10 protein-coding genes are annotated in these 16,341 nt (G+C 67.7%); 2 read left to right on the top strand and 8 right to left on the bottom strand.

Annotated features, from left to right (window positions below; genetic code table 11):
- The first annotated feature begins 133 nt into the window (after nucleotides 1-133).
- On the top strand, nucleotides 134-5,587 hold the full coding sequence (locus TFU_RS07575; protein ID WP_041428004.1) for a carboxyl transferase domain-containing protein: 5,454 nt from the start codon (nucleotides 134-136) through the stop codon (nucleotides 5,585-5,587).
- 172 nt (nucleotides 5,588-5,759) lie between these two features.
- Here TFU_RS07575 and TFU_RS07570 read toward each other — a convergent pair whose 3' ends face one another.
- The 4 genes from TFU_RS07570 to TFU_RS07555 all read right to left on the bottom strand — a co-directional run bounded on the left by TFU_RS07570 (nucleotide 5,760) and on the right by TFU_RS07555 (nucleotide 11,679).
- The gene (locus TFU_RS07570) at nucleotides 5,760-9,287 is read right to left on the bottom strand and encodes a TM0106 family RecB-like putative nuclease (protein ID WP_011291960.1); all 3,528 of its coding nucleotides are present in this window, start codon (nucleotides 9,285-9,287) and stop codon (nucleotides 5,760-5,762) included.
- Nucleotides 9,288-9,428: 141 nt separating this feature from the next.
- Nucleotides 9,429-9,890 (bottom strand): Hsp20/alpha crystallin family protein, encoded by a 462-nt coding sequence (locus tag TFU_RS07565; protein WP_011291959.1) that lies wholly within the window; start codon nucleotides 9,888-9,890, stop codon nucleotides 9,429-9,431.
- A 156-nt stretch (nucleotides 9,891-10,046) separates the two neighbouring features.
- The gene (locus TFU_RS16315) at nucleotides 10,047-10,616 is read right to left on the bottom strand and encodes a septal ring lytic transglycosylase RlpA family protein (RefSeq protein ID WP_255266118.1); all 570 of its coding nucleotides are present in this window, start codon (nucleotides 10,614-10,616) and stop codon (nucleotides 10,047-10,049) included.
- 106 nt (nucleotides 10,617-10,722) lie between these two features.
- Nucleotides 10,723-11,679, bottom strand: a complete 957-nt coding sequence (locus TFU_RS07555; protein WP_011291957.1) for a ribonuclease Z — start codon at nucleotides 11,677-11,679, stop codon at nucleotides 10,723-10,725.
- Between the two features lie 650 nt (nucleotides 11,680-12,329).
- Between TFU_RS07555 and TFU_RS07550 the strand changes: the two genes are divergently transcribed.
- Complete coding sequence (locus TFU_RS07550) at nucleotides 12,330-12,665, top strand: hypothetical protein (protein WP_011291955.1); 336 nt, start codon at nucleotides 12,330-12,332, stop codon at nucleotides 12,663-12,665.
- Nucleotides 12,666-12,676: 11 nt separating this feature from the next.
- Here the strand turns inward: TFU_RS07550 and TFU_RS07545 are convergent, their stop codons facing one another.
- The 4 genes from TFU_RS07545 to TFU_RS07525 form a co-directional block, all read right to left on the bottom strand.
- Nucleotides 12,677-13,420, bottom strand: coding sequence for a DsbA family protein (locus TFU_RS07545; RefSeq protein WP_016188687.1), 744 nt, complete (start codon nucleotides 13,418-13,420; stop codon nucleotides 12,677-12,679).
- A 285-nt stretch (nucleotides 13,421-13,705) separates the two neighbouring features.
- On the bottom strand, nucleotides 13,706-14,563 hold the full coding sequence (locus tag TFU_RS07535) for a cytochrome c biogenesis CcdA family protein (protein WP_011291953.1): 858 nt from the start codon (nucleotides 14,561-14,563) through the stop codon (nucleotides 13,706-13,708).
- Between the two features lie 98 nt (nucleotides 14,564-14,661).
- Nucleotides 14,662-15,018: an ArsC/Spx/MgsR family protein gene (locus TFU_RS07530; RefSeq protein WP_041428224.1), complete on the bottom strand. Its 357-nt coding sequence runs from the start codon at nucleotides 15,016-15,018 to the stop codon at nucleotides 14,662-14,664.
- Nucleotides 15,019-15,128: 110 nt separating this feature from the next.
- The gene (locus tag TFU_RS07525) at nucleotides 15,129-16,310 is read right to left on the bottom strand and encodes a thiolase family protein (RefSeq protein ID WP_011291951.1); all 1,182 of its coding nucleotides are present in this window, start codon (nucleotides 16,308-16,310) and stop codon (nucleotides 15,129-15,131) included.
- Between the last annotated feature and the right edge of the window lie 31 nt (nucleotides 16,311-16,341).

Below are 16,341 nucleotides of genomic sequence, written 5' to 3'. Positions count from 1 at the left end.
CACAAACTGCGGGGGCGCAGCCTCAGCTAGGCGCACCATGGCATTGCCGTCCGGTATACGGGAGGGTGGAACACTGCCGGGGCCGTGGTGCCGCGGCAGGTACACCGTTGATCGACCAGAAGGGCCCGGTGGGGTGTTCAACCGTATCGCCATCGTCAACCGTGGTGAAGCCGCTATGCGGCTTATCCATGCCGTACGGGACATCGCCGCAGAGACCGGGACGCGGATCGAAACGGTCGCCCTGTACACCGATGTTGACCGCACCGCCGCCTTCGTCCGTGAAGCCGACATCGCCTACGACCTCGGTCCCGCGTCCGCACGTCCCTACCTCAACTTGGAAGTGCTGCAGCGTGCGCTCGTCGACACCGGCGCTGATGCCGCCTGGGTCGGCTGGGGGTTTGTCGCGGAAGACCCCGCTTTCGCGGAACTGTGCGAACAGCTCGGAGTCACCTTTATCGGCCCCAGCCCGCACGCGATGCGGCAGCTCGGCGACAAGATCGGCGCGAAACTCCTCGCCGAACAAGTCGGAGTGCCCGTGGCCCCGTGGAGCCGCGGCCCCGTCACCACCCTCGATGAGGCCATCGCTGCGGCCCGCACCATCGGCTATCCGCTGATGCTGAAAGCCGCCGCCGGCGGGGGCGGGCGCGGCATCCGCATCATCACCACCGAAGCCGAGCTTGTCGACACCTATGAGCGGGCCCGCCAGGAAGCAGCCCGCGCCTTCGGCAGCGACACCGTGTTCTTGGAAAGCCTGGTCACCGGCGCCCGCCACGTGGAAGTGCAGGTGATCGCCGACGGCCAAGGCACCGCCTGGGCACTGGGGGTGCGCGACTGCTCTGTGCAGCGCCGCAACCAGAAAATCATCGAAGAATCCGCGTCCCCCGTGCTCAGCCCTGTGCAGGCCGCCGACCTGAAAGCCGCCGCGGAACGCCTCGCTCTTGCTGTCGGCTACCGGGGTGCCGCCACCGTCGAATTCCTCTACCGGCCCGACGACAAACTCTTCGCGTTCCTGGAAGTCAACACCCGCCTGCAGGTCGAACACCCCATCACCGAAGCCACCACCGGATTCGACCTGGTCAAAGCCCAACTGTGGGTGGCCAGCGGCGGCAAACTCGAAGGGGAACCCCCCATCGAGCAGGGGCATGCCATCGAAGCACGGCTGAACGCGGAAGACCCCGACCGGGACTTCGCGCCCTCCCCCGGCCGGATCGTGCACCTGGAACTCCCCACCGGGCCAGGCATCCGTGTGGACACCGGGTTCACGGAAGGGGACGTCATCCCCTCCGACTTCGACTCGATGATCGCGAAGATCATCGCGCACGGCCGTGACCGCGAGGAAGCGTTGAGCCGCCTGCGCCGCGCCCTCGCCCACACCACCGTCCTCATCGAAGGCGGCACCACCAACAAAAGCTTCGTCCTCGACCTGCTCAACCAGCCGGAGGTAGTCAACGCCACCGCAGACACCGGCTGGATCGACCGGGTCCGCAGCGAAGGCCGCCTGGTCAGCCACACGCATTCCGCGATCGCCCTGATCGCCGCCGCGATCGAAGCCTACGAAGAAGAGGAACGCGTCGAACAGCAGCGGCTGTTGACCACCGCGTTCGGCGGCCGCCCCCAAGTCCAGCACGACAGCGGCCAACCACTCGACCTCAAACTCCGCGGCACCACCTACCGGCTGCGAGTGGCCCGCGTCGGCGCCCACCGGTTCCGCGCCGCCATTGACACCGGTGGCGTGGTGCGCACCGCTGATGTGGAACTGGACCGGTTCGGCCCGCACAGTGGACGTATCACCGTCAACGGCACCCGCTACCGGCTCCTGACCGGCACCCACGGGCCCACGTTCCTCGTCGAAGTCAACGGGGTCACCCACCGGGTCAGCCGGGACGAAGGCGGCGTGCTGCGCTCCCCCACACCCGCCCTGGTGGTCGCCACCCCGGTCGCCGTGGACGCGGAGGTGGAGGCCGGCGACCCCGTGCTGGTCGTGGAAAGCATGAAAATGGAAACGGTGCTGCGCGCACCGTTCAAAGCCCGCGTCAAAAAATGCCTGGTCACCGTGGGCACCCAGGTGGAGTCCGGCGCACCCTTGATGCGGCTGGAACCGCTCAGCGACACCACCACAGCCGACCAGGATGCCGCCCCGCCCGTGAACGTGGACCTGCCGGAAGCCCTCGAACCGGTCCCCGCGCACGTGCGAGCCCAACGCAGCATCACCGACCTGCGTAACCGGCTTTTGGGTTTCGACCCGGACCTGTGCGACGACCAGCACACCCTCAACAACTATCTGACGGCCCGCGCTGAGGCGCTCGCTGAAGGCCATTCGCTGCTCGCCGACGAACTGCGTCTCCTCACCGTGTTCGCGGACCTGGCGGAACTCAGCCGCAACCGGCCTGCCAGCGACGACAGCCACAGCCACGTGCCCAGCGCCCGCGAACACTTCCACACCTACCTGCAAAGCCTGGACGTGGAACGCGCCGGCCTGCCCGACACGTTCCAAACCAAACTCGCGACCGCTCTCGCCCACTACGGAGTCACGGATCTGGAACGCTCTCCCGAGCTGGAAGCCGCCGTGTTCCGGATCTTCCTCGCCCAGCAGCGCGCCTCCCACGACGCGGCGATCATCACCGCGCTGCTGCGCACCTGGCTGCAGGAACCACCCCCGCCCGCCGCGTTGCACGAACCCGTCGGCTTGGCGTTGGAACGGCTGGTGGCAGCCACCCAGGTTCGCTTCCCCGCCATCGCCGACCTGGCCCGCGGCGTCGTGTTCGCCTGGTTCGCCCAGCCGCTGCTGCGCCGCAACCGCGCCCGCGTCTACGCCAACGTCCGTCAACACCTGCGGTATTTGGACGCCCACCCCAACGCCCCAGACCGGGCCGAACGGATCGCGGACATGGTGCGCAGCACCGAACCGTTGGTGCGGCTGCTCGGCCAACGACTCGTCCGCGACGACCGCGACCACACGGTCATGCTGGAAGTGCTGGCTCGCCGCTACTACGGCAACCGGGCGCTGCGTGACGTCCACACCCACCGGACCCCCGGGTGCGCGTTCGTGGTGGCCCAGCGCACCGACTCGTGTGTGATCTCAGCCGCGGCCCGGTTTGACACGGTCGACGACGCGCTGCGGGAACTCGCCCGCCTCGCCGACGGGCACGCCACCGTCGACGTCGACATCTACCTGGCCTGGCAGGAACAGCCGGACACGTTCGACGCGATGGCGGAGGAACTCAGCGCCCGCATCAACGCGCACGTGCTGCCCCCGCAGGTGCGGCGGGTGACCACCACCGTGGCGGGCCGGGACGGCGCGGTCATGCACCACCACTTCACATTCCGCCCCACCGACTCCGGGTTCGCTGAGGAGCGACTGATCCGCGGCCTGCACCCGCAGATCGCGCACCGGCTGCAACTGGAACGGTTGAGCAAATTCCACCTGACCCGGCTGCCGTCCGCAGACGAAGAGGTGTACCTGTTTGAGTGCGTGGCCCGCGACAACCCCGCCGATCGGCGGCTGGTCGCGTTCGCGCAAATCCGGGACCTGACCGCGCTGCGTGACCACGACGGACGCCTGGTCGCGCTCCCCACCGCCGAGGACGTGGTGGCGACCTGCCTGGATTCGATCCGCCGCGCCCGCTCCCGCCAGGCCGCACCCCAACGGTTCCCCACCAACCGGATCACCCTGTATGTGTGGCCGCCCAGCGACCTGACCCGCGCTGAACTGGAAACGCTCGTGGAACGGGTCCTGCCCACCACAGCGGGCGCCGGACTGGAAGAAATCCTGTTCCTGGCCCGGCAACGCCACCCGCACACTGGAGCGCTCACCCCGATCGCGGTCCGCATCACCTTTGACGCGGCGGGCGGCACCACGCTGACCGTGGGTGAACCCCCCACCGAGCCGATCGAACCGATCGACGACTACCGGCAGAAAGTGCTGCGTGCCAGCAGCCGCAACACCGTCTACCCTTACGAGCTGACCGACCTGCTCGGCGAATTCCAGGAATACGACCTGGACGACACCCACACCCTGGTGCCCGTGGACCGGCCGAAAGGCCGCAACACGGCGGGCATGGTGGTCGGCGTGGTCACCACCCCCACCGCGCTGCACCCGCAAGGGGTGACCCGCGTCGTGCTGCTGGGGGATCCCACCAAGTCGCTGGGCGCGTTGGCGGAACCCGAATGCCGCCGCGTGATCGCTGCCCTCGACCTGGCGGAACGCATGCAGGTGCCCGTGGAGTGGTATGCCCTGTCCTCGGGGGCGCGCATCTCCATGGAATCCGGCACCGAAAACATGGACTGGGTGGCTGCGGCCCTCAAACGGATCGTGGAATTCACCCAAGCCGGCGGGGAAATCAACATCGTGGTTGCGGGCATCAACGTCGGCGCCCAACCGTATTGGAACGCCGAAGCGACGATGCTCATGCACACCAAAGGCATCCTGGTGATGACCCCGGACTCGGCGATGGTCCTCACCGGCAAACAGTCGCTGGACTTCTCCGGCGGCGTGTCCGCGGAAGACAACTTCGGGATCGGCGGATACGACCGGGTGATGGGCCCCAACGGGCAAGCCCAATACTGGGCGCCGAACCTGCTGGCGGCCCGCGACATCCTCATGGAACACTACGCCCACACCTACATCGCGCCCGGGGAGACAACACCGCGCCGCGCCCCCACCAGCGACCCCGTGGACCGGGACATCCGCACCTTCCCGCACCAGGTGGACGGCAGCGACTTCGCCACGGTGGGCGACATCTTCTCCGCGGAAACCAACCCGGACCGTAAGAAACCGTTCGACATTCGCACGGTCATGCGCGCGGTCTGCGACCAAGACCACCCGGTGCTGGAACGCTGGGCGGGCATGGCGGACGCGGAAACCGCTGTGGTCTACGACGCGCGTCTCGGCGGCATCCCGGTCTGCTTGATCGGGATTGAATCCCGTTCGATTCCGCGGCGCGGCTTCCCCCCCACCGACGGTCCCGACACCTACACTGCGGGCACCCTGTTTCCGCAGTCGTCGAAGAAGGTGGCCCGCGCCATCAACGCGGCCAGCGGCAACCGTCCTCTCGTGGTGTTGGCGAACCTGTCCGGGTTCGACGGCTCTCCTGAGTCGATGCGGAAACTCCAACTGGAGTATGGGGCGGAGATCGGCCGCGCCATCGTGAACTTCCGCGGCCCCATCGTGTTCTGCGTGATCTCCCGCTACCACGGTGGCGCGTTCGTGGTGTTCTCCAAGGCCCTCAACCCGAACATGACCGTGCTGGCCGTGGAAGGCTCGTTCGCGTCCGTGCTCGGCGGCGCCCCGGCGGCCGCGGTGGTGTTCTCCCGCGAAGTGGACGCCCGCGCCGCAGCCGACCCGCGGGTCCGCGACTTGGAAGCCCAAGTGGCGGCAGCGTCCGGCACCCTGCGGGCCACGCTCACCGCCGAGTTGGAGGAGCTGCGCGCCACGGTCCGCACCGAAAAACTCGGGGAAGTGGCCGCAGAGTTCGACCGCATCCACGACATTCAACGCGCGGTGCGAGTCGGTTCGGTCGACGAGGTGATTCCCGCCGCCGAGTTGCGGCCCCGCATCATCGCAGCGATCGAAGCCCGACTCTCCTAGCCGCACACCCTCGTAGGGGGGTGGACACGGCACGTGTCCACCCCCCACCTTTCTCTGCCAGGGGCCTGGTCGCAGGCGGCAACAAACCCCTGCGTCAACGACGGTGCGATCATCCAGGACACGGGGCACCCCGCTGAACCGTCCCGGCAGATCCACGGTTCCCCGCCCAGCCCTACCCTGGGGCCGGGTCAGGCCAGTCGCGGGCCTGGGCCCACACGTGCGCAAACCCCGCCAAGGCCCGCAGCTCAGCCATCGTGCGAGCCGCAGACTCCACCAGCGACGGCGCACACACCACCACAGCCACCGCTTGGGCCCGCGACAACGCCACCGTCAACCGGTTGCGGGACAGCACAAACTCCATGCCCCGAGGTGCTTCCCGCGCACTCGACACCGTCATCGAACACACCACCACGGGCGCTTCCTGGCCCTGAAACCGGTCCACCGTGCCCACACGCACCGCTTCCAGCCCGGCTTCCGCCAACGCTGCCCGCAACGCACGCACCTGCACATTAAACGGGGCCACCACCATAATGTCGCTGCCCTGCAACGGCCGCGGCGGCCGCCCCGGCTCACACCACTCCCGCCCCACCAACTGCGCGACCACCTCAACCACAGCCCGCACCTCCTCAGGGCTGTGCGTGCTGCGCCCCTGGTGCGCCACCACCTTGCGGTACACGCCCGCCTCCACCCCGGCTAGGCCACGCAACGCCGCATCAGGGTGGGCACTGAGCCGCCCCTGGTAGGCCAAGTGGGACACCACCGTGCACACCCCCGGATGCATGCGACGGGTGTGCGCCAGAAAATAGCCGTAGGCGGGGTCGATAATGTCGGCGTCCCCCACCACGTGTTCCAACGCGGACCGGTCCGCGCCCGCCGCGTGTACCCCCTGCACCACGTGCGGCAACTGTTGAGGATCCCCCAACAGCACCAGCGAACGAGCCGCAGCCGACACCGCGACCGCATCCGCAAGCGCAAACTGCCCGGCCTCGTCGATGAGCAGCACATCCACCCCCAGGCCACGCATCTGCGGGTGCGTAAAGTTCCACGCGGTTCCCCCCACCAGGTATCCACCCTCCTGGCGGTGGCACCACTGCACCAAGTCCCGCACCTGCCTGGGCTGCTCCCACGGCACACGTCTATCAGGAGACACTCCTGATGGGCGTTTCGCACACGGCACCCCCACCCCGGCCTCCGCTGCGGCACGCACCGCCGCGCGCAGCACGTTCTCGATCGCCTGATGGCTGGTCGCACACACCCCCACCCGGAGGCCACGACCCACCAAGTGGGTGATCAGCCGCGCAGCAAGATAGGTTTTCCCCGCTCCCGGCGGGCCCTGCACCGCCAGATAGGAGTCGTCCAACGCGTCCACCGCGGCAAGAACCGCAGCAACCGTGTCCCCACCGAAGTCGCCCGGATCCGGCAGCGCACCCCCGCCGCGCAGCCGCGGCGGAACCCGGCGCAGCAGATCCACCCCCGCCATCTGAGGCGGACGGGGAAGAGCCGCGGCGACACGTTCCGCTACCTCCCACAACGCTTCGTCTTTCGGTGTAGACCGCACCGGGGCCCCCGGCAGCACCGCCAGCGGCTGCCGGTCATGCTCCGCACCCACGTCTGCTTTCTCCACCACCACCAGCCGGTCGGCCGCAGCCTCCACCACCGTTGCCGGCACCGCCTCCGCCCCCTGGCCGGCCACCCCCGGGTACAACAGTCGCACCTGGTCACCCACCCCAAAAGGATGCAGCCGGCGGGGATCCGCGCCCACCTCCACGTGCCGCGCCGCTTTACGCTGCCGCCCCTGCGGGGGCACCCACGCATGAGCGCGCACCCACAACGGCACCACACAGTCCGCATCCGCTTCCAACTCTTCGACCGGGGCGGACAGGCGGCGGAAAAAATCCCACCACAACGGGGCTTCTTCCCGCCGGTAATAGCCGAGCAGCGCACTCAGCACATCCCAGGCGTCCTGGTCCTCACCCCGCCCTTCCCCTGCCGCGGGCCCCGCCAACGCTTCAGTCAAAGACCGGATCCGCTCCTCCACTGCGGCCCGCCGGGCCGCAGCCTGCTCCTGCTGGCCGGGGTCCACCCCCACCGTTTCGGGGGGTGCAGGTCGAGCCACGATCCCATGGTCGACCCGGAGTTTTTCCAACCAGTCACGCAGCCGCGCCACCGACACGCACTCGCGGCGCACCTGGGCAGCAAGCGCCTCCTGCACAGCCTGCGCCTGCCGGGAATCCCCCGCCCGGCAGGCGCGACGGTAGGCGGCATACCCGTCGGGCTGCGGCTCGCCCCCACCCCACCGTTGAGCATCGTCACCCAAGTAGAGGGGTTCAAGCGCCGACAACGCATAGGAGCGTTGGGACACCCGCACGCTTTTCTTCACCACATCAGACAAGTCCACACACCGGCGCTGCCGCAGCAGGTCATCCACTTCGGCTTCCCGCACCCCCAGCGAAGCAGCGAACGCGGCAAGCCGGCTCGCCCCCTGCGGGGTGTAACAGTACAGGTGAGCCTCCCCGTCAGCGCGCAACTGGCCGCTCACAAAATCCACGAACGCAGCGAACGCGACCCGCTCTTCGGCACGGTCGTGCGCCCACCACACACAGTGCCGCTCCTCACTGGGAAGGTACGCGCCCCACAGGAACGCCAACTCCCCGTCGTCGCCCACCGGGGTGGTGGCCACGGTGAACACCACGTCCCCAGCCGAGGGGGCAGGCAGCAGCACCAGCCCGTCCTCGGCATACACGGTGGCGAACACGCGCCCCGTCGGGTTGTCTGCGGTGCGGGTGGCGTCCTGGCGGACTTGCAGCGCCGCCTGTTCCCGCAACCGGGTATAGGTGCGGCGCGCCAACAGCGGCGGCCGCTGCTCCTCCCCAGCGCGGGCAAGCGCGTCAATCGTGGTGATTCCCACGGCTTGAAGTTTCACGATCTGATCACCGCGGATGCCCGCCACCAAGCTCACATGCCGGTCCCGGGCCCGCCCTTGGGCACACCACGTCGCAAACCCGCACGTTTCACAGGCCGGGCACGGCTCCCCCCACACCGGGGAAGGCAGTTCGGGGGGTGCGGCGAGCCGCCGTATCAGCCGGTCCTGCGCCACCCCCACCAGGGGAACGTAGTCGCTGACCCGCAGCGCATGATGCCCATTCTCTGAGCGCACATGCAGAAACTCGGGAGCCTGCGGGAGGGTGTCAGCCAGCATGGTGGCGCACGCCGCAAGCTCCACAATGGTTCGCGGGGTGGCGTGCCCCACCGCCTGCCACGGCTCATACCCGGCAGGCACACCCTCCCGGCAGGCCCCGGTTTCCGGGTCCACCGTGGTCGCGATGAGGAAGTCGACCTGCCCGAACAACAGCACCCCCGGCTGGATCGGCGCGACCACCACACCGTGGTGGATGACCGGAACCCGGTCCCGGATCGCTTCCCGGGTCGCCTGAGCAGCGACGTGCACCTCGTCGAGGACAGGGCGCGGCGGTGCGACGGTGGCCACCGCATCACCGCCGAAGAGCGCGCGAAGCCGCCGTAGCTCCGCCTCCACCAGCTCTTCGCGGGCCTCCCCGGCGAGCGGGTCAACAATCTGAGGGGTGGGAGCGCCCTCCTGATGCGCGGCCCGCGCCTGGTGCAGCACGCTGCGGTGCGGGCACTCCACCACATCCACAAGGTCGGCAGGGGAAACCACCCACACTGGTCCGGCACGGAACACTGGCCCCTCCCCGCAAGCAAAGTCCTGCTCGCGGGCATTCTGCCACGCCCCGCCCGGTCGGCTCGGCCCCGCAGCCGAAGACGAACAGGGCTGTCGCCGTCCCCACGACAGGAGGAACGCGACAGCCCTGGCGAGAACAGGTCAGCTTTCGATGGCGACGTGGCGGGGCCGCTCATGCGCACTCTTCGGAGCGGTCACCGTCAGCACACCGTTGTCGAGTTTGGCGCGCACCCCTTCAGCGTCGATCTCCCCGGGCAGCACCGTGCGGTATTCGAACTCCCCGTAGCGGCGCATCCGCCGGTGGGCGCGCACCCCTTCTTTTTCTTGCTCCTCCACCTTCCCGGAGATGATCAGCTCGTTCCCGCTGACCTGAATGTTGATGTCGTCCTTGGACATCCCCGGGACTTCAGCTTCCACAATGTAGGACTTGTCGTCTTCCAACAGGTCCGCAAACGGTGTCCACGTGGTGGGAGAGATGATCGGCTCACCGAACGCGGACTCCAACAGCCGCCCCATCCGGTCGTAGAGTTCCTCAAACTCGGGGAACGCGCCCCACTGGGTGGGAATCAGCCGTTCCCGACGGCGGGTCACGGGAAGCGCCATCGCGATCACCTTCCTGTTCGGTGCCGAAAGAATCCTTGAGCTGCGGGCAGCCCACTGCGGGCCCGCGGTGGACGCGTCTACCACGTACCGCACCCGTTACACGCCCCACATCCCGGCCTTTACCAGTGATCTTGGTGGTGATGGCGGTACAGGAATTCAGCCCACGACCCGCCACGACACGCGGACCACCCCCTGGTCGAGGGAAGCGATCGCGGAAAACGCTGCAGTGCTCAAATCCAGACACCGCCCCGCCACATAAGGGCCCCGGTCGTTGATCCGCACGGTCACGCTCCGCCCGGTAGCCGTGTTGGTGACTTCCACCATGGTGTGAAACGGCAAAGTGGGGTGTGCCGCGGTCAACTGTGTGGGATCGAAGATCTCCCCGGACGCGGTCGGCTGCGGATCCCCATACATTGAGGCCAAACACTGTCCAGATTGCCCCGCATCGGGGTGTTCGGGAAGGCGGGATGCCGCCACCTCCACCGTGCGACTCCGCACCCCTTCAGCCACCGCCCGCTGCTGCCTGGCGCGGGCCGCCTCCCCACCCGCCTCCACCCCGGCCGCGGGGGCATGCCGCGGCAGCGGGCTTACCACCCCCACATCCGCCGACCCCCCACCCTCGTCTCCGTGAACCGCCACAACCACCCCAACACCCACAGCCGCCACAACCCCGGCCGCCGCAGCCACCCCCACGGCAGGCTTCAACCCCACGAATCGACCTGTCACGCATTGCCCCTTGCGTTCCACCAACCACTGGTCTGCCGGCCCCGCACCCGACCCACCCCCGCTGTCCAGGGCCGCACCCGTGTCTACCCGCCATGATCCACCCTGGTCAAGCACCCGCCACGGTTCCGCCACCCTCCGACCGGCGAGACGGCACCGCCACCCGCATCACATCCTGGGCCAGCACAATCTCCCCAGAAAAACAGGCGGCCGCCTCAGCAATAAACCGGTCCTCCTCTTCACGGCCGTAGCGTTCAGAGAAATGAGTGAGCACCAGACGCCGCACCCCGGCCTGCGCAGCGATCATCCCCGCCTGACCAGCAGTCAAATGCCGGTAGCGGGCAGCCAGCTCCGCTTCAGCGTTCAGAAACGTCGCCTCGATCACCAGCAGATCAGCCCGCTCCGCCAACCGAACCGCGGTGTCGCACACCCCCGTGTCCATGACAAACGCGAACACCTGCCCGGGCCGCACCACACTGTAGTCAGCAAGCTCCACCCGGTTCCCCGCAGCGTCAATGAGGAACCCTTCAGCTTTCAGCCTGCCGACCGCTGGCCCGCGGATCCCCCGCGCCGCGAGCCGGTCAGCGAGCATGTGCACCCGATCCGGTTCAGCAATCCGGTACCCGTAAGTGGGGATCGAATGGTCCAACGGCAGCGCGGTCACCGTGAACTCGTCCTCACCGGAGACGACCACCTCGTCACCGGCCAGCGGCTGCGCTTCAATGACCTCAGTGTCCACAAACGAGGTGGCATAACGCAGCCGCTCCCAATACTCTTGGCCCGCCGCAGGGTAGGCCACCCGCACCGGGTGGGTGACCCCGTCCCGAGCAATCCGCTGGATGACCCCCGGCAAGCCCAGGCTGTGGTCACCGTGGAAGTGCGTCACACACACGCGGGTGATGTCATGCGCCGAGATTCCCGCATACCGCATCTGCCGCTGGGTGCCTTCCCCCGGGTCGAACAGGATGCCGTGCCCATCCCACCGCAGAAAGTACCCGTTGTGGGCGCGCCGCTTGGTGGGGACCGCGCTGGACGTCCCCAAAACAATGAGCTCCCGCGTCGACATGCCGCCGATTCTGCCAAGCCCTACCGCTCAAGCCGGACCCGAATTTCGGTCCCCACCCTCCCACCCCGCCCCGCCCACACCCCCACGGAAAGGGTTTCGGACACCACCCCTCCACGTTTCCCCAGGTCACAGCGGTGTACGTGCGAGGTTTGACGGTCCGACAGGATTTTCGGACACCGCGGCACCGGTGTCCATAACCCTGCTCCCCGACACCCTTCAACCCGGACAAGAGCTTTGCGAGCCACACAGGACACCCGGAGTACCGCACACAGAATCAGCAGCGGAACGCCCCACCCACTAGCCCCACCCCGGCGCCGTTGAAGAACCCCACACCGCCCAGTAGGCTGCCGACGGCCCAAAAAAAGGGGAGAAGCAGACCCGCCACCACCCCACCTCACCCTTCGGTGGCCCGGAAAGACCAACCGCCCCGGCCCTCCCCGCCCCTCGGCGCCCTCACCGCACGACCCGGCATGACACCACAACAACACCCCGCCACGCCACGACCAACCCGACCCCCACCTCACCCGCCCGTGGCACACTCCTGGACTAATGCCAGACAAACCACACGCCCCGCTACGGATGCACCCGCAATGTCCGGGAAGTATCCCACTAGGACCACAATTGCAAGCACACTTCGGTAAGGATTCGACATGCGGTACCGCTACTCCGAAGCTGAACGCGCCGCGTTCGACATCGTGCGCGCGATCCGCGTCGGAGACGCCGACGCCGACATGGCTGAGGCCCTAGGCGCCGACCGGCTCGCCGCCCGAGCGCCCTCCGACGAAGTCATCCGACTCCGCTACGACCGTGCCGCCGACCACGGACACGAAGGACTCCTCATGCTCACCACCGCGCTCGCACGACTCGCGCTGGCCAGCCTCACCGCCCTGGCCCAAGCCCAACACCGCAACCTCGACGACCTGCTCGACGACTACGAAACCCACCTCAACACCGGCCGTTCCTTCGGCAACAACGAGGAACGGTGAAGCCACCCCGACTAGCCCCGCTTCCCCAGCGCCTCATCGAGACGCTCCGCAAACCTCTCCACCGGCTGCGCCCCGAAAAACGCCTCCCCGTCGATGAGGAACGCTGGAGTACCCGGCACTCCCAAACCGAGCGCAAAAGCAAAATCCTCCTCGACCGCCTCCCGCAACACCGGATCCGCCAAATCAACAGCGAACTGGTCCGTATCCAACCCGATCGTGGCAGCCACCTCCACCAGGCTCTCCCGGGACGCCCCCGCAGCACGCCACACCTCCGAGGACTCATACAAAGCCTCGTGGTAGTCCCAATAACGGCCTTGGCGTCCAGCCGCGCGGGCCGCAACCGCCGCCCGCACCGACTCCTCCCCCAAATACGGATAGTCCCGCCAAACCAGACGCACCTGCCCGGTCTCCACGTAACGCTCCACCAGCACCGGCTGCTGCTCTAACGCAAACCTCGCACAGTACGGACACTGGTAGTCGCTGAACACCACCATGGTCACCGGAGCATCGCTGCGCCCCAAAACCAGCTCCGGATCCACCTGCGGAGGCACCGGCCCCGCCACCACCGGCGGAGACGCACTCCCCGCCACCGCCCCATCTCCCGGCCGGGAATCCGACTCTGCTCCCCTCCCACCCCAGCCAACCCACACCCCAGCAGCGACCGCAACCAGCAGCAGCACAACCGCCACCACCACGTAACCGCGCCCCCACCCGCGGCCCGACTCGCCACGCACCTCACCCACGACCTGGCTCACCCTCCACTCCACGCATCGCCTCGACCAGCCGCAGCAGCATGACGGGCGCACCACCACGACAGGCCGCCAACGCCTCCGCCACAAGGCTGGCCGCATGCACCGCCCAACCCTGAAAGGGACCGTACAACCACAGACAGCCGACCTGCCCCCAGTCGACCACCCCCGCGATGGAAGCGGAACCACACCCTCTCCGCCATCTCACCCACCCATCCACCCGCCCCACGACGCCCCCACCGCCCCCGGACACCGCTCCCACCCGCCCTCGACCGCACCCTGCAGCACACATCAGCGGCGCAGCCTCCGACTTCCCCCCGACTCCTTCTCCTTCCCACGGACCCAAGCCCGCAGCAGAAGGACACCGCTGACCAACACCGCGATCACGGCAACCCCCGCGTCCACACGGGAATCCCACTCCAGCAACGGCCCCTGGGCCCGATAGGCAACCTCCTCCCACCACGCCATGCCAGCAAGCCCAGAAAGCGACGCGGTCCCGTCATAGACCACAAACAGCACCCCGATAGCGATGAACAACACCCCGGACACCACACTGCTGCTGTGCAACTGCAGCGGCCCCACCGTAAAAGCACGACCTCGAAGCCACGACTTGCGCGCCACACCGCACCGCTCCCACACCACAGCCAACACAAAAAGCGGCGCTGCCATACCCAGGGCATAACAGGCCAACACCATGGCCCCCTGCACAACCGTCCCAGTCGCCGCAACAGTCAGGACCGCCCCCAGCACCGGCCCAGAACAAAACCCCGCCAACCCGTAGACCGCACCGAGCCCGAAAACCGACACGACATCCGTCCGCCCCGCCACCCGGCTCTGCCACCGGCCAAAAAACGGCAACGACCACCCGCCACCAACGACGTGGACGACCCCGAACGCGATGATGACAGCACCCGCAACCGTGATGAGCAGATCCCGGTGCCCGTAAAAAAGCGTGCTCACCAACGCCGACCCCGACCCCAAAGGCACCAGCGTGGCACACAGCCCACAAAAGAAAACCCCGGTCCGCGCGAGGAGACGAACCGGAGAACGGAAAGCGTACGCGAAGAACGAGGGCAGCAGCAGCGCACTACACGGACTGAAAAGCGCCAGCGCTCCACCCGCAAACGCAGCCACATATCCGATACCCAACCCCGGTCACTCCTCAGCTACGGCGACCCCATCCCCCACAGCGGAGACCAACACCCCAAAGGCTGCGACCCACAATCCACACCCACCAGCTTCTCGGACTACTCCTCTAACATCTGGCGGACCGCCTCCTCACTACGCCCCACCACAGCCCGCTCCTCCGCCGTAATAATGGGACGCTGAATCAACACCGGGTGAGCCACCAACGCCGAAATCCACCGCCCCCGCTCTTCCACCGTCCGCGGCCACTCAGCCATCCCCAACTCTCGAGCCTGCCGCTCACCCAACCGAGTGATATCCCACGGCTCCAACCCGAGCTTGCCCAACACCTCCTCCACCTCCGCCGCCGTAGGCGGATCCTCCAAATACCGGCGCACCGTGTAGCGCACCCCTTCGGCATCCAGCAGCGACAACGCGGAACGGCACTTCGAACAAGCCGGATTAACCCAAATCTCCATGCCCACCATCATGCCCACCCCCACCACCCCAGCAGGACCCGCACACCCAGACAAAAACGCGGGCCTGCAGCCAAACCCCACCGCAGACCCGCGCATCCACGAACGAACACTCACACCCGACGCAACAAAGCGGCCAAAGCCTGTCCGCCACCAATGCACATCGTGACGACACCAAGCTCAAGATCACGCCGTACCAAATCCCGGGCCACCCGCAACGTAAGAATCGCCCCGGTCGCCCCCACCGGATGACCCAACGCAATCGCCCCACCATAGGGGTTGGTCTTCTCCGGATCCAGACCAGCGTCCCGGATCACCGCAACCGCCTGCGCCGCAAACGCCTCATTCAACTCCACCACATCAACCACAGCCGGGCTCGTCCCCGTCTGCTCAAACAGCTTGCGCAACGCAAGCACCGGCGCATACCCCATCAGCTGCGGATCCATCGCCGCGGTCGCCACCGACTCCACCACAGCCAGACCCTTCAGGCCCCGCTCACGCACCACCGACTCACGAGCCAGGACCAACGCGGCCGCACCATCATTGATCCCCGACGCGTTCCCCGCCGTCACCGTACCGTCCTTCTCAAAAACCGGACGGAGCCGCGCCAACCCCTCCAACGTGGTGTCCGGCCGAGGATGCTCATCCACCTCAACCACCACCGGCTTACGGCCCCCCACCTCCACCGGGGTGATCTCCTCAGCGAACGCGGCACGCGCCGCATCAGCAGCCGCGCGACGCTGCGACTCCAACGCAAACTCATCCTGCTCAGCACGGCTCACCCCGTACTTTCGGGCCACCGCCTCAGCCGTGCACCCCATGTGCACGTTGGAGAACGGGTCCGTCAGCATCGCCACCGTGCCGTCCACCAGCGTGCGGTCCCCCAGCCGATAACCGGAACGCGCCCCGAAATCGTAGAACGGCATCCGGCTCATGTTCTCGTCACCGCCGGCCAGGACAATGTCGGCCGCACCCCAGCGGATCTGCATCGCCCCAGACCACACCGCCTGCAGACCGCTACCGCACAACCGGTTGACGGTATAGGCGGGGACACTCTCCGGAAGCCCAGCGGCGATAGCGACCCGCCGCGCGTTGTAAGCGTCCGGGCCAACCTGGCCAATGCAGCCCATGACCACCTCGTCGATGTCGGACGCCGCGATCCCGGACCGCTGGAGCGCTGCCCGGGCCGCCACCGCACCGAGTTCGTGGGCGGGCACATCCTTGAACGCGCCGCCAAAACTGCCGACTGGCGTCCGCGCACCGTCAACCACAATGATCCGTTCGGGGGAGCTCATGGTGCAGGTCTCCTCATCCCACCAAAAATGC

It is taken from the genome of Thermobifida fusca YX, assembly GCF_000012405.1.
GTDB lineage: Bacteria > Actinomycetota > Actinomycetes > Streptosporangiales > Streptosporangiaceae > Thermobifida > Thermobifida fusca.
This window is presented reverse-complemented; position numbering and strand designations above follow the sequence as displayed.

What these genes read in the sequence shown, in the direction of transcription:
- TFU_RS07565 (WP_011291959.1), bottom strand. Translation starts at nt 9,890, where the DNA reads ATGGCGCTTCCCGTGACCCGCCGTCGGGAACGGCTGATTCCCACCCAG.
- TFU_RS07555 (WP_011291957.1), bottom strand. Translation starts at nt 11,679, where the DNA reads ATGTCGACGCGGGAGCTCATTGTTTTGGGGACGTCCAGCGCGGTCCCC.
- TFU_RS07550 (WP_011291955.1), top strand. Translation starts at nt 12,330, where the DNA reads ATGCGGTACCGCTACTCCGAAGCTGAACGCGCCGCGTTCGACATCGTG.
- TFU_RS07530 (WP_041428224.1), bottom strand. Translation starts at nt 15,018, where the DNA reads ATGGAGATTTGGGTTAATCCGGCTTGTTCGAAGTGCCGTTCCGCGTTG.
- TFU_RS07525 (WP_011291951.1), bottom strand. Translation starts at nt 16,310, where the DNA reads ATGAGCTCCCCCGAACGGATCATTGTGGTTGACGGTGCGCGGACGCCA.